This is a genomic window from Chryseobacterium ginsenosidimutans, assembly GCF_039536845.1.
Classification (GTDB): Bacteria; Bacteroidota; Bacteroidia; order Flavobacteriales; family Weeksellaceae; genus Chryseobacterium; species Chryseobacterium ginsenosidimutans_B.
This window is the reverse complement of sequence record NZ_BAAAZJ010000017.1, coordinates 30,619-45,326: the sequence shown is the minus strand read 5'-3', so window position 1 is coordinate 45,326 and position 14,708 is coordinate 30,619. Positions and strand designations below refer to the sequence as shown.

The 14,708-nt window shown below is 33.0% G+C and carries 11 protein-coding genes; 8 read left to right on the top strand and 3 right to left on the bottom strand.

What is annotated here, in order from left to right; genetic code table 11:
- Window positions 1-76 precede the first annotated feature (76 nt).
- Entirely contained in the window at window positions 77-604 is a 528-nt protein-coding gene (locus tag ABD745_RS21410) for a 2'-5' RNA ligase family protein (RefSeq protein ID WP_344835036.1), read from the top strand.
- A gap of 62 nt (window positions 605-666) precedes the next feature.
- On the opposite strand, the gene ABD745_RS21405 is transcribed toward ABD745_RS21410, so the two are convergent.
- Together ABD745_RS21405 and ABD745_RS21400 are read right to left on the bottom strand one after the other, a co-directional pair.
- Window positions 667-2,025, bottom strand: coding sequence for a T9SS type A sorting domain-containing protein (locus ABD745_RS21405; protein WP_344835031.1), 1,359 nt, complete (start codon window positions 2,023-2,025; stop codon window positions 667-669).
- A gap of 2 nt (window positions 2,026-2,027) precedes the next feature.
- On the bottom strand, window positions 2,028-2,516 hold the full coding sequence (locus ABD745_RS21400; protein ID WP_344835027.1) for a hypothetical protein: 489 nt from the start codon (window positions 2,514-2,516) through the stop codon (window positions 2,028-2,030).
- A gap of 102 nt (window positions 2,517-2,618) precedes the next feature.
- On the opposite strand from ABD745_RS21400, the gene ruvC reads away from it, so the two are divergent.
- Window positions 2,619-3,173 (top strand): crossover junction endodeoxyribonuclease RuvC, encoded by a 555-nt coding sequence (gene ruvC, locus ABD745_RS21395; RefSeq protein WP_047397391.1) that lies wholly within the window; start codon window positions 2,619-2,621, stop codon window positions 3,171-3,173.
- 19 nt (window positions 3,174-3,192) lie between these two features.
- Here ruvC and ABD745_RS21390 read toward each other — a convergent pair whose 3' ends face one another.
- Entirely contained in the window at window positions 3,193-3,603 is a 411-nt protein-coding gene (locus tag ABD745_RS21390; protein WP_344835025.1) for a hypothetical protein, read from the bottom strand.
- 169 nt (window positions 3,604-3,772) lie between these two features.
- Between ABD745_RS21390 and ABD745_RS21385 the strand changes: the two genes are divergently transcribed.
- The 6 genes from ABD745_RS21385 to ABD745_RS21360 all read left to right on the top strand — a co-directional run bounded on the left by ABD745_RS21385 (window position 3,773) and on the right by ABD745_RS21360 (window position 14,702).
- Window positions 3,773-4,843, top strand: a complete 1,071-nt coding sequence (locus ABD745_RS21385; protein ID WP_344835023.1) for a DUF4407 domain-containing protein — start codon at window positions 3,773-3,775, stop codon at window positions 4,841-4,843.
- A gap of 121 nt (window positions 4,844-4,964) precedes the next feature.
- The gene (locus ABD745_RS21380) at window positions 4,965-5,558 is read left to right on the top strand and encodes a phage tail protein (RefSeq protein WP_344835020.1); all 594 of its coding nucleotides are present in this window, start codon (window positions 4,965-4,967) and stop codon (window positions 5,556-5,558) included.
- 6 nt (window positions 5,559-5,564) lie between these two features.
- Window positions 5,565-6,260 (top strand): T9SS type A sorting domain-containing protein, encoded by a 696-nt coding sequence (locus ABD745_RS21375; RefSeq protein ID WP_344835017.1) that lies wholly within the window; start codon window positions 5,565-5,567, stop codon window positions 6,258-6,260.
- 396 nt (window positions 6,261-6,656) lie between these two features.
- Window positions 6,657-7,520 (top strand): cell wall anchor protein, encoded by an 864-nt coding sequence (locus ABD745_RS21370; RefSeq protein WP_344835014.1) that lies wholly within the window; start codon window positions 6,657-6,659, stop codon window positions 7,518-7,520.
- Window positions 7,521-7,526: 6 nt separating this feature from the next.
- Complete coding sequence (locus ABD745_RS21365) at window positions 7,527-8,000, top strand: hypothetical protein (protein WP_344835011.1); 474 nt, start codon at window positions 7,527-7,529, stop codon at window positions 7,998-8,000.
- A 36-nt stretch (window positions 8,001-8,036) separates the two neighbouring features.
- Complete coding sequence (locus ABD745_RS21360; protein WP_344835010.1) at window positions 8,037-14,702, top strand: RHS repeat-associated core domain-containing protein; 6,666 nt, start codon at window positions 8,037-8,039, stop codon at window positions 14,700-14,702.
- The last annotated feature ends 6 nt before the right edge of the window (window positions 14,703-14,708 follow it).

The window sequence follows — 14,708 nt, the reverse complement described above, 5'->3', positions numbered from 1 at the left end:
ATCTTTTATACCTAGCAAATCTATACATAATTTTCTTATGTATGAAATTTATTTTTAATTTTATTAATTTCAATGGATGAAGAAACTATATTTCATTGCGATTTATCCACCACAGGAAATTATTGAAGAGATAAAAATCTTTAAAAAAGATCTTGCCGTCAACTACGAAAATTCAAAAGCATTGAAAAATGATGCACATATAACTTTGTTTCCTCCATTTTCCAGAGAGCTAGATTTAGAAAATGATATTCATGAAGCCTTTCAAAAAATTGACACTACTATTTCTCCATTTGAAATTGAATTAAATGGTTTCGGAAGTTTTGCAAATCCGAAGAATCCTGTGCTTTTTGTACAGCTGGAAAACAATGATCGATTAAAAGAATTATACTTAAAAGTTCATCAAAGGTTTAATTTCATGAAATACACTTTTAATCCTCATATGACAGTCGGCTACAGAAATCTGACTTATGAGAATTATCTAAAAGCATGGGAAATTTATAAGGACAAAGATTACAAAACTAAATTTTTAGTTGACAAAATAATTTTGCTTCGTCATGATGAAAACTGGGTTCCGATTGCAGAGAAAAAACTGGGCAGCATTTAATTATTAAAATACAAAAACCGACTCTAAGAATCGGTTTTCAGCTTATTATTTTAAGTAAAAGATTATTCTTTAATGATTTTCTGAGAAATGATTAGCCCTTTATTTTCAGCAACATTCAAAGTATAAGTTCCGGAAGGTAAATTATTAATATCAACAAATAATGTCAAAGAATCTCTTAAATCAAACTTCACAGGAATTATTTTTCCTGAAGCATCGTATAAAACAACATTGATATTCTTAGAAAAATCCTGTTTTCCTTTAATATAAAACTCGTTTTCAGCGGGATTCGGATAAATGGCATATCTTCTTTCTTCAGCCTTTACTTCAGATGTTTTCAATGTTGATTTATTTAAAGTCCAGGTAATATTCGTAAAATGAACTGTGCTGTGATTATTTACTTTTATCAAAGGGTTATTATCATTCACCGAAAAAATCAGTGTATTATTTCCATTATTCAATTGTCCCGGAACAATCATGATCGAATTGCTTGTAGAAGCTAACGCCGTTCCGTTCAACGTCCAGGAATTCACCAAAGTATTCGGGATCGGAAGAATTTCCGTAACGGTAAAAGTTACTGAAGAATTACCGCTCACAGCCGAACCATTTGCCGGAATATATGAATCCACAGGGGAAACCAGAGCATGAATCTTTTCAATAATAGCTTCTTTGCAAACCGAACAAAACTGCTGATTCAGATACCTCATCTCACAGCTCTGATGCGGTCGGTACCAAGTCGGACTTTCAGCATGAGGATAAACTCCTACTCCATTCAGTCCTACCCAATTTTTCCATTTTATCGTTGCAGGATCGGAAACCTGAGTTTTATTAGCCCTTTCCCCTGTCCCTGAAAACCAATATTCATCGGCCAGACTTCCAAAAGAATGCCCTAATTCATGAACTACGATTTCATTCGCAGAAGAATTTAGTGAAGCAAAAGCATACGTTCCGCCACAACCACCATATTCAGGAGTATTTCCTAAGATATAGGCAATGTCGAAATCCGGAAGATTGGCAGCCAAAACCTGTGTAACTTTTGTTGTATTTCCATAATAGCATCGGTGAACTCCGTTGTCAAAAGTGGAACTAAAATAATTGTTGGGATTGGAAACCGGAAAAACAGGCTCTGTAACATCTGTCGCAGTTCCCGGATGTTTTACTCCAGATTCTAGAGATATTACTTTGATGGCGTACGCATTAAAATAATTTTTATATTCCGTGTAAGGACTTTTTGTAAAAAGATAATTGACTGTATTCTGCGCCGAAGTTACAAAAGCAGGAAGCTGAGCCGAGGTAAATCCGTCTCCTAAAACTGCAATATTGATTCGTTTATCATTCGTTCCGTTCTGCAAAACCGGAACCACATCAAAAACCTGAGCAAAACAAAAGCTTCCGATAAAAAGTAATAATAAAGTCTTTTTCATGGTTATAGTTTTTGAGTGAATAGTAATTGTTTTCCGGAATTGGTAATTTTCTCGATTCTCACCATCTGAATTTCTGCAGAATGTGAATATCTTATACTGAATTCAGCATTTTGTAATGTAATCGTCTGTCTGCTGATTTTATCACCATATACTTCTCTTGTTGGGTTTAACGGATCTTCTACCAATTGTTTTACGATTTCTTTTCCGTTTGCATCGGTCATAGAAACTACGAAATCTCCCGTTTTTCCTTCATTTTCATCAAAAATCGGATTTGATTTTAATTTTCCATCTACGATTTTCTTTTCCTGTAAAGTAATTTTTTCAGAACCGGAATCCGTTTTTTCTATTTTAAAAAAAAGATAAACAATCTGAGCATTTTTATTCAATATACTGATAGTTTCATTTTCAGATTTTCCATTTAAATATTTATCCTGCAAAATGTTACAGCAGAAATAAAAAGGTAAGGTTAAAAAAATAATCAAATTTCTCATAGCTATAATTTTGTTTAAGTTAAGAAGAATTTTAATTATGATATATAACCGTATTCATTTTTTTCATGACTTAAAATGTTAGAAAGTCATATCTTTGACCCAATGATCGCAGAGAAAATTATTTTAGGAATCGACCCTGGAACTACCATAATGGGTTTTGGAATTATTTCCGTAAAAAAAGGCAAAATGGAAATGATTTCCATCCATGAATTGTTGTTGAAAAAATATCCGAATCACGAAACCAAACTTAAATATATTTTTGACAAAACTTTAGCATTAATTGACGAGTTTCATCCTGATGAAGTAGCATTGGAAGCTCCTTTTTACGGGAAAAATGTTCAGAGTATGTTAAAATTGGGTCGCGCTCAAGGTGTTGCGATGGCAGCAAGCCTACACAGAAATATTCCGATCACAGAATATTCTCCGAAAAAAATAAAAATGGCAATTACCGGAAACGGAAATGCTAGTAAAGAGCAGGTTGCCGGAATGCTGCAAAGTCTTTTAAACCTAAAAGAATTTCCGACAAAATATCTTGATGCTTCCGATGGTTTGGCGGTGGCAGTTTGTCATCATTTTAATTCCGGAACAATTGCAGACACAAAAGCTTACACCGGTTGGGAAAGTTTTTTAAAACAAAATCCGAATCGTTTAAAGTAATAAGAATTTAATATTGCAATTATTTACTCTTATATTCTGTAGGAGTGATTGTAAATTCTGCTGTTGGTTTTCCGTTTTTATCTGAATAAAAATATTGCAGAGTTACATCATTTTTTCTAAATTCTTCCATATCTGCAGAAGTTTTCGCAACCTTTATTGCACCTTCTTTTGCCTGACTTTTAAAAGTTTCTATTTCTTCCGGCGTTACACTCTCTTTCACATCGTCGGTTAAAGTATAATTATATTTAAAAACTTTATTCGGTAACGCTGAAACGCTGTCGAGGCGAACTCCGTCATTGAGAATTTGCGGTGTCAGTTTATTCATACTTGCGGCAGCTTCTTTCAATTCATCGTCAATAGTTTTTTCTTTTTTACATGAAACTAAAACCAATGTCATGCACATTAATGAAAGCTTGATTACATTTTTCATAACTAATTTTTTGTGGATTGATACTTAAAGATAAGATTATTTTAATTAATGAAAATAAATCATTGAAATTCAATAATTTAAATTTACATATAATTATACTTGGTAAAACATAATACTATCTTTAACATTGGTATGATTTTTAGTATTACATTTGTATAAATTTTCTATCATGAAAAATAACCAACAAACTATAAATCAGGTGAATCATAAAATAAATTGGTTCCAGAAGTTTCTGATGGTCTGTTCCGGAGGAAATATTCATATTTTAAGAAAAACACCGAGCGAATGGAACAAGTTTGCAGGAATCGGCGGAATCGTTCTTTTTACGGCTGTTTTTGCTACGCTTTCTGCAGGATATGCAATGTACACCGTTTTTGATGACATCTGGACAGCAATCGGGTTTGGCGTTTTATGGGGTTTAATGATTTTCAATCTAGACCGTTATATTGTTTCATCCATCAAAAAAACAGGAACCTGGTGGAATCAGATTTTAATGGCAATTCCCAGATTGATTTTGGCAACTTTTTTAGGAATTATTATTTCTAAACCTTTAGAGCTTAAAATTTTTGAAAAGGAAGTTAATAAACAATTAAACACCATCATTCAAAGGAATAAAAAACAACTTCAGGGTGAAATGAACGGAAGGATTCTTCAGCAAAGCGGACCTTTCGAAACGGAAAAAAAACAGATTGCCGACAAAATTGCCAATTATCAAAAATCTTATGACTCTGCATCCGTAGAACTTGAAAAAGAAATTTTAGGAAAGCAATCCGGCTTAACGAGCGGGAAAGAAGGTTTCGGACCTAATGCAAAACGCAAGCAGGAACTGAAAGAACAAAGACGACAGGATCTTGAAAGCTATCAAAAACAAGTTGCCTCAAGAATGGAATATTTGGACAAAGAAATTTCGAAAGTGTATACCAATTTAGAAACAGAAAGAAAATCTACGGAAACATTTGAAGATAAATTCAACGGATTTGCAGCGAGACTGCAGGCTTTGGATGAATTGGGGAAAAATTCTGCGATCATTGGTTTGGCAGCGTCTTTCATTATGGGACTTTTTATCTGTCTGGAAATTTCTCCGGTTTTGGTTAAGTTAATTTCTCATATCGGACCTTATGATTATCTTTTAGAAAAAACAGAAAACGATTTCCGACTGTATTCTAAAGAAAAAGTGGAAAAAGGAAATGCTTTAACAGATTTCAGGATCGATGATTTTAAGGATAACTTATATAAATAGCAAGAAACATATTATTATATTCTCACCTTTCAGGCAATTCTGAAAGGTTTTTTATTTTCATAATTAAAATATGTAGAATAATATTTAACTTAGCATTACCTAACTAAAACTAATTTTTATCATGAAAAAACTAGCACTAGCATGCACATTGCTTTTGGGCATTGCATCTACATCTGCTTTAAAAGCACAAGCTTCTGAACCTTTTCTAGGACAAATCGCATTCGTACCTTACAATTTTGTACCCAAAAACTGGGCAGCCTGCAACGGACAATTATTATCAATTGCACAAAACCAAGCACTTTTTTCTCTTTTAGGCACTCAATATGGAGGAAATGGAACAACTACATTTGCATTACCTGATATGAGAGGAAGAGTACTTGTTCACGAAGGACAGGCTCCCGGAGGACCAACTAACTACACAATGGGACAAACCGGCGGAACAGAATCTGTTACCCTACTAGTAACACAAATGCCGGCTCACTCACATACAGTAAACGCTGTAACGTCTGACGGAAACCAAAACTCTCCTACCAACACACTTCCGGCAGATACAAAAGTTTTGGACAAAGAATATTCCGATGCGAACGCAAATACAACAATGAAATCAACAATGGTAAATCCAACTGGAGGAAGCCAGCCTCACGAAAATAGACCACCGTTTATTACACTAAAATGTATTATCTCTTTACAAGGAGTTTTCCCATCACAATTTTAAAATATTATGAAAAGTCTATATTTATTATGTCTTGCTCTCGGAAGTTTGGCTTTCGCGCAGACCATTACATTCAATGGCTGTCATAATTTGTTTGACAACAATACTTATGTTTTCAACAAAACAGGAGTTGATGCCTATAATAAAAGTATTTACATTACTACCCCTGTCACCGGAGATCAGGATTGCGGAGGATTGGGAACATGTGAATTTAAAATCCAGTGGAATAATACCTTATCTAGATGGGAATTCCTTGCAGATGAAGGAAATGGAACTTTTGCAAGTCCAAATTTGATTTATTATAATTCTACCGGAAATAATAATTTTCTACCCAACCCTCCTGCCATCACCTTTGGAACTTGGATTGAAAATACTGCAGTCACATCCGGAGCTTGCGGAGGAAATCTTACTACTTCCAATTCCACAATGACAGGAGATCTGCATGCTTCATCTCTTGCAACATCTGATGTAAAAACAGATAATTCAAAAATACAGATTTTCCCGAATCCCGTAGCTGAAGTGATTAGAATTTCTGGTATTAATAACGGGCAATCGATTCAGATCTATAATATGGCTGGTCAATTGGTAAAATCTGAGGCATTTGATCAGAAAATAAATGTTTCTGAACTTTATTCAGGAGTTTATTTGCTGAAAATTAATACGAAGAATTTCCAGACTCACGAATTTAAGTTTGTGAAAAAGTAATATTTTAAAGATTATTAATTTATATACTAGCCTTCGAAAATTCGAAGGCTTTATTTATTTTTGAATTTCATACAATTATTTGAATATTATTAGATTTGTATAATATTATAAATAAATGATTATATATTTATTTTATAATATATTTTTATAGTTTTTTTTAATTTGCAGAATTAAATAATACACAAATGAATTACATACCTACTATTATAGAGATGGATTTTCTATATGATCATTAATAGTCACTTTAAAAATAACACGACAAGTTCCGTCGCCTTGTGAATATATCTTTGCAAAAAGATAACAATATTCACGTTAAATCTCATTAATAGATCTTTTTAGTGAGGATTAAAAAATATACTTTTGCAACTTATTAAATTTAACATATTTTTAACTTTTATGAAAAAACAATTATTATCGTTTGCTTTATTAGCATCGTCTTTTGTATTTGGACAATGGAATCTAACTGGAAATACTGGTACAGATCCATCCACTAATTTTATGGGTACCTCTGACTCTAAAGATTTGGTTATTAGAACAAATAATATTGAAAGAATGCGTGTTACATCAAGTGGTGAAATAGGAATTGGAGCTCAAGCTAAACCTAACTGGGCAATTAATCTACAGGGAAAGACTATGTTTACTTCACTGAGACCAGAAGATAGTTTTATTTTCTTCAATGATGCTCCTAATATTTTAACGGGGTCAGATTTAATGTGGCTTTCTTTCAAATATTATCAACCAAATGAAATTGGGATGCTAACATTATCATCTGCGTCAAGTGCTTCTGATTGGGCTAAACCTATTTTTTCAGTAAGAGCAAATGGTAATGTATTTATTGGTTCAAGAACAGATTATACTTTAGCTGGATGTGCTGATTGTGTGGAATATAAATTATTTGTAAAAAATGGTATAAAGGCTGAAAAAGTCAAAGTTGAATTATCATCTGCCAATGGTTGGGCTGATTATGTATTTAAAAAAGAATACAAACTTAGAAGCTTAGAAGAAGTTGAAAAACATATTGAAGAAAAGGGTCATTTGCCTAATATTCCGGCAGCGGAGGATGTGGTGAAAAATGGGATTAATCTGGGAGAAATGGACGCTAAGCTTCTTGAAAAAATCGAAGAGTTGACACTTTATTCTATTGAGCAAAACAAGCATATAAAACAGCTTCAGGAAGAAAATAAAATTTTAAAATCTCAAGCTGCAGATATCAAAGAACTTAAAAAACAGGTTCAGGAATTATTATCAACAAAAAAATAAACACCCATGAAAAGAAAAATACTTTCCCTTTTTTCTTTATTGATAGGTTTCTTCGGCTTTTCCCAAACAGAAGTTTACTTCAAGTATGACGAAGCCGGAAACCAAAGATACAGAGGGACTAATTCAGCAGGTAAAACGGCTCCTGAGGAAATAAAAAAAGTGGAAGAAATCAAGACCGTAGCTTCTGTAAAACAAGACCCCGTTATGGATGAAAAAGCTTTCTGGAAGCAAATCAGATTATATCCGGTTCCGGTTAACGATTATCTTACCATTGACTGGACGGAAGAAGTTGACAGCCTTATTGAATCTGTTTCGCTTTATCAGCACAGCACCGTTCACTGGAAATTCCAGCAGCAAAATATTCCGAGCCTAAACAGACAGTTGAAAATCAATATGACCGGTTATGACTGGGGTGTTTATGTACTGAATTTCACTCTGAAGGATGGAAGGGTGTTCAGCAGAAACATCACAAAACGATAAACTAATAACTAAAAAATATTACTAATAACAATGAATATGAAATTATTTTCATCATTTATACTGTCCTTATGTTCAGTCATGGGCTTTTCGCAGACCATATTGTATCAGGCAGAAAGTACAACCCGAACAGTACAGGATCCGCAGACTGTTTTGCTAGCTCAAGGATTTTATGCTACTTCAAATGTTTCGAATCCTTTTATAGCTAAGATTGGACCTACCACGGAAAGTCCGGGAGGAGGACCTATAGATTCAAATGCAGGAGCTAATAATCCCACTGGAACAACTACATCCTCTTCTGAACAGAAATTCCATGATACTAAAGGAAATATTGAAGTAACAGGAGCTGGTCAGTTGCAATTTACTTTACCTATCGCTTTACCATTTGGGGTAAAAAATGTATCCCCTAATGTAAGTCTAATTTACTTTAGTAATTCAGGAAACGGTATAGCAGGGTTTGGTTGGACATTGTCTGCGGTTACAAGTATTTCAAGAATTGGAAAAACTATTGAAAAAGATGGAGAACTTACAGGTATAAAATTAGATTACTCTGATTATTTTAGCTTTAATGGTCAACGATTGATTTTAAAATCTGGAAATTATGGTCAAGACGGTGCAGAGTACATGACAGAGAAATATTCTAATGTTAAGATAAAATCAATTGGATCATTGCAAGGCTTTCCAGTTCAAAATATTAATGGACCTCAATATTGGGAAGTAACATTTGAAGATGGATCTCAAGCATGGTATGGTGCAAGTGACAGTAATGTTGAGTTTAGTACTGGTCGTACACCCTTAGAATATAATATTATTAAATGGCGTGATGCTCAAGGAAATTATATCAACTATCAGTATTCCCAAGCAAACAATGTTTCTAGTATTTCAGCAATAGAATGGGGAGGAAATGATATTTTAAATAAACCAAATTTTAATAGAATAGATTTTAATTATACAACCCGAAATTTGGCCGAGGAATTTTATATAGCTGGATCTAAGTTTGTTCAAAATAAATTGTTAACAGATATCACTGTAAAAACAAATGGTAATATTTTTAAAAAATATGCTATAGAATATGGGCAAAATGGAACTAATTACCAATTTGTAAATAAAATTACAGAATCCAACCCACAGGGAGCATCTGCTAATCCAATAGCATTTGAATATCCATCGCAGACACAAATATCTGTAGATTATGATTATTTGCAAAGTGATGATCCTTTTAGTAATGTGAAATTAACAGGAGATTTTAATGGAGATTCTTATATAGATTTTGCAATGAATAATGGGTCTTTAAAATTAGGCGCATTTAATAATGATAGTTTTGCCACCATAGCTACCAATAAAATATTTAATAGTACAGCAGTAGTTGTAAGCACTTTATTAGATGAAGAAGGGCAAATATATAATGGTAACGGAATTGTACAGTATGAAGATGGATATATTTGTGGATATATTTTTAGAAACAATGCTTTTGTAAAAGTATTCAACAAATTTGTATATCAAAAAGAATGTAATCCAGGCACTGCTTTATGTAGTATTACAACAAAGCTTAAAAATGGAGATCTTGATGGAGATGGAATTGAAGATATATTTTTGACTTTAACCAAAAGAGAATGTTATATTTCTGGTGGACCAGATATAGGATTAGAACCAGTTGAAGATGAAAGTAAACTTCCTATAGGAACCCAATGCTATAATTCTGAAGTAGGAAGTTTTATAATTGATCTAAAGAATGTTAATAACCCTATATCTACCTTTAGTAATGATTTTGGTGTAAATGAAAGTTCTTACCAAAGCCAGCAATATATGGATATAGATGGAGATGGTAAAGTTGAAATTGTTAACGTTTCTAATTCATCTTATACGGTATTGGAGTTCGTAAAAACAGCTTTGAATCAATATCTTAAAAAAATTAGATTTACAAATAATTTAGTTGAGACAAAAGATCCTGAATTTCCTGTATTATTTGGGGATTTTAATGGGGACGGAAAACTTGATTTTACTATTCCGGTTACAGATAATGCCATTGGAAAGCCAGATAACTGGAGATTTTATATAGGAACTGGTACAGGTTTTACCAATTTTCTGAAAGTTGAGTTCTTTTCATATAGAAAACGTCAGACACAAGCAAATAATAGTTATGTTCAATTTGCCAGACAATATTTCTTTTCTGTAGCAGATATGAATAAAGATGGTAAATCGGATGTTATTCAGATATTTTCATATAATCAAATTAATAACTTCAGTGCGCAAGGGCAAAGGGATTTCGGATATGTTATAAGCACGAGGTTAGCAAATGGATCGGCATCCGATGGAACGCTGAATTTTGCATCTGCTCCATCATTTTCAAGTCCTACATATGCAGTACAGGATATTGAAGATTTAACATTGTTTACCCCTCTTACTAACCCTATAAAAGCAAATAATAACTATTATAATGTATTTTTATATTGGAAACAGCATTTACATAGAATAAAAGCACCAACTCCGCTTTCTGAATTAGCAAGAATTAAGTCTATTAATCAAGGAAATGGAAGTATTATTACTGGAGTTTTTTATACAGAAGCTATACCCGCTTCTGGAAATAATGTCTATAAGAAGACTAAAAAAGAGTTCTATCCATATTTTTCATTAGAAAGAGTAGATCAGACATTTGTAGTTTCTCAGCTTCAACAAGTTGGTAGGAAACAGGATTTCAGATATAGAGGAATGACCGGGCATCTACAAGGTCGAGGAAGTATTGGATATCAACAAATGGCTCGTTCTTCATGGTATGCCGATGGTATGGAAAATACAAAAATTTGGAGTGGAGTGGAAACAGACGCTCAAAAATTTGGTCAGCCTGTAAAAGAATGGACTATAAGAACAAACGATGAAAATCTAGTTTTCCCAACAGATTTATCAGTTAATAATACACAATTATTATCATTTAAACAGAATAATTACTCTATTCAGCAACTGCCAAATAAAGTTGATGTTATTCTTCCGGAGACAATTATTGAAAAAGATTTTCTAAGGAATATTGTATCTACAAAATCTGTGACGTATGATAATTATTATCTGCCGGCTAGTACGCAGATAAATCTAAATAATAATTTTTCTACTATAAATACATTTTTTGAATATATTCATAATCCTTCAGGATTAGGTTCAGATTATTATATTGGTCGACCAAAATCTAAGACAGATGTAACACAAGCCTATGGTGATACAAAATCTACAAAAGAAGAATATATTTATGAAAATAATCTTTTAAAAACATTAAAAACTTGGAATAGAGATAATACAGGCTATTTATTAGAAACTTATGATTACAATAGTCAGGGAAATATTATACAAAAAGTTTTAAGTAATAGTATTGATTCACAATCACAAACTACAAAAACTGCATATGATTCAAAAGGCAGATTTGTTGAAAAAACAACAGATAACTTAGGATTAGAGACAAGTTTCACATATAATGATAGGGGACAGATTTTAACACAAATAGATCCACTAGGAAATACCATTACCAATACTTATGATGATTGGGGAAAAACACTAACATCCAAAAGTAATTTGTCTGGAACAGTTACCTATCAATATAATAGAGATAGTAATTCTAATATAGCAATAACTCAAAATGATTCTGACGGCGATATTTCCATAAAATATACTAATAAATTAGGTCAGGAATATAAAGTATCGACAAAAGCGTTTGTACAAGGACAATTTGTTTCACAAGACTTTAAATATGATATCTTAGGAAGAAAGCTTAGAGAGAGTGAACCATATTTTGAAGGGCAGGCACCCACTCAATGGAATGCTTTAGCATACGATGATTCTGTATATCCCGCAAAAGTAACTACAACGTCTTTAGCCACATTCAGTAATCAGGATGTAATGACGTCTTTTGCTGGAAAACAATTAACAGTTGTTAATACCGGAAACACAGTAACCACAACTGAGAATAATGGATACGCTAGAACAACTTCGAAAACTTCGGATGCCTTAGGGAATGTAATTTCTTCATCAGACAAAGGAGGCACAATTGTATTTACATATAATGCAGCTGGAGAGCAGATTAAGGCTCAGTATGCTGAAAATATTGTAACAACAAAGTACGATGTATGGGGAAGAAAATCAGAGTTTAGTGATCCATCAAATGGAACTTATAAGTATGAGTATGATGGCTTAGGGGAAACTAAAAAAATAATTAGCCCTAAAGGAACCAAAGAATTTACTTATAATAATCTTGGTCAGCTTGTTACTCAAAAAGATTTATCAACATTAGACGGCGGACAGGCTACTAATAAAACAATTAGTTTCACATATGATAATAAAGGAAGAGTAATTTCTAAATCAGGGATATCAAAAGGGAAAGCATATAGCTCAAATATTACTTTTGATCCACAAGGTAGAACAGTTTCTTCATCAGAAAGTAGCAATGGAAAATATTTTATACAAAAAGGTATTACTTATGATGACAAAGGAAGAGTAGTTTCGTACGAAAAACAGCTATACTCTTCAGGGACAATGACAAAAGTAAAGATCGAAAATGTTTATAGTCCTTGGAATGGAGAATTATATCAATTGAAAGACCAGACTTCAGGAAAAATACTTTGGCAGCTTAACGAAACAAATGCAAAAGGTCAGGTTTTAAGCGCTAAGTTAGGAGCAGTTGATATTAGTAATAGTTATGATATTAATAACAGATCTTTAGTCAATATTACTCATTCAACTCAAAACAATGGAGGAATCCTTCAGCAGACTTATTCTTTTGATATTATTAAAAACGAGTTGAAAAGCAGAACAAGAGGAGGAGATTTTAACATCACAGAATTATTTAATTATGATGATAATAACAGACTGGTAAACTGGACGAATCCTGTTACCGGACAAATGTCATACAATACATATGATGTTAAAGGAAGAATAACAGAGAATGATCAGGTGGGAACAATGAAGTACGAAAATTCTTCGAAGATTTATCAGCCTACCGGAATGACTCTAAATACAGCAGGAGAGCAAAATTATAATAATGATTTAATCCAGACCATTACTTATAATGAAAATAATGATCCTGTATTTATTGACGGTATGAAAGGTGACATTGCCTTCCAGTATGGGTTGACAAGTATGAGACAAAGAGTAACCTATGGAGGAAACTTTTCTGCAGACGGAGACGGAACCTTTACCAAATTCTACAGTGAAGACGGAAGTTTTGAAGTACAGGTAAATAACACAACAGGGGCGGAAAAACATATTCTGTATATAGGAGGATCACCTTATGAAAGTAATATTATCTTTGTTAAAAATTATGCTGAAACAACAGGTTCATATAAATTCTTACATAAAGACTATCTTGGAAGTATATTAGCTATAACTGATGAAGCAGGAAACAATTTAGAGCAAAAGCATTTTGATGCGTGGGGTAATATGACCCATTATAAAAAAGGAAATAACGCGATTGTCACGGATCGTAATCAAATTAATACGATTATTGCTAATGGAAACTTATTAATAGACAGAGGGTATACAGGTCATGAATACTTTCCTGAAGTAGGCATTATTCACATGAATGGTAGATTATATGATCCGCTATTAAGAAGATTCTTAAATGCAGATGAAAATATTCAGGATCCTACAAATACCCAAAACTATAACAAATATGGATATGTATTAAACAATCCATTAATGTTTAATGATCCTAACGGAGAATGTTTTGTTCCTTTGTTTGGTGTGTTAATGGCATCATGGCTTGCAGGAGCAATCGTAGGAACAATGGTTGCCGCAGGAATGTATATATTGAAATCTATTGTTAATGGTACATGGTCTTGGAGTGGCTTTGCCAAAAGCTTACTGATAGGTGCAGTTACGGGAGCAGCAACAGGAGGATTAACCGGCGGAATGTCTGCCAGTAGTTTTAATGGGGCTGTTGTTGTAGGAAGTATGAATGGGGCTGTTAGTGGAGGAGTTGATGCATTGTTTAATCATCAAAACTTCTTTACAGGATTATACAGAGGTGCTATAATGGGTGGTGCAATGGCAGGAATAGGCTACGGTATTAGTAAAGTATTAATGATGTTAACAACACCTCATTATAGTTACCATAATATTACAGAGGAGGATCTTAAATTCTTAGAATCAGATAATTCTTTTCCAGTAGATGCATCACCTCGTACTATGTGGAAAACTTTCTATGAGAAACATTGGAACGAAGATGGTACAGGAGCACGTAGCTTTTATGCTGATCATCCAACTAAGAGGTATATTAGAGACGGTGACTGGTATTATGATACTGTAGATAAAGGTAGAGCAGGTGGGTATACGAGATTTAATAATTGGAATAATACTACATCCATGAATTTAGCAAAAACAGCCTTTGCTTCAAAGTTAAGATTAGAATATGTTATGACACATGAAGTGGCTCATGCTAAAATTTTTATGAATGAATCTTTACGATTCTTTCTACAAGTTAAAGTTCAGAAAAATGGCAAAGAAGTTTATGAGCCAGAAATGTTACTACATAATGGACTTAAGACAGGCGTCAGTATTGAACATGGCGCAATATGGGGTATAGAAAGAGATTTTATAAATAAATACGGTTCAAAGGGTTTATCTGGACTAATACATGATTCATGGGGTATTTATTGGAGTGATCATTATGCCCCAGGTCAACAATATAATCATATATATAATGCTATTAAAGATTTAGTAAAATAGAAAATT

Bases quoted from the DNA above. Each gene is read 5' to 3' on its own strand.
- ABD745_RS21410 (WP_344835036.1), top strand. From the start codon at position 77: ATGAAGAAACTATATTTCATTGCGATTTATCCACCACAGGAAATTATT.
- ABD745_RS21405 (WP_344835031.1), bottom strand. From the start codon at position 2,025: ATGAAAAAGACTTTATTATTACTTTTTATCGGAAGCTTTTGTTTTGCT.
- ABD745_RS21400 (WP_344835027.1), bottom strand. From the start codon at position 2,516: ATGAGAAATTTGATTATTTTTTTAACCTTACCTTTTTATTTCTGCTGT.
- ruvC (WP_047397391.1), top strand. From the start codon at position 2,619: ATGATCGCAGAGAAAATTATTTTAGGAATCGACCCTGGAACTACCATA.
- ABD745_RS21390 (WP_344835025.1), bottom strand. From the start codon at position 3,603: ATGAAAAATGTAATCAAGCTTTCATTAATGTGCATGACATTGGTTTTA.
- ABD745_RS21385 (WP_344835023.1), top strand. From the start codon at position 3,773: ATGAAAAATAACCAACAAACTATAAATCAGGTGAATCATAAAATAAAT.
- ABD745_RS21380 (WP_344835020.1), top strand. From the start codon at position 4,965: ATGAAAAAACTAGCACTAGCATGCACATTGCTTTTGGGCATTGCATCT.
- ABD745_RS21375 (WP_344835017.1), top strand. From the start codon at position 5,565: ATGAAAAGTCTATATTTATTATGTCTTGCTCTCGGAAGTTTGGCTTTC.
- ABD745_RS21370 (WP_344835014.1), top strand. From the start codon at position 6,657: ATGAAAAAACAATTATTATCGTTTGCTTTATTAGCATCGTCTTTTGTA.
- ABD745_RS21365 (WP_344835011.1), top strand. From the start codon at position 7,527: ATGAAAAGAAAAATACTTTCCCTTTTTTCTTTATTGATAGGTTTCTTC.
- ABD745_RS21360 (WP_344835010.1), top strand. From the start codon at position 8,037: ATGAAATTATTTTCATCATTTATACTGTCCTTATGTTCAGTCATGGGC.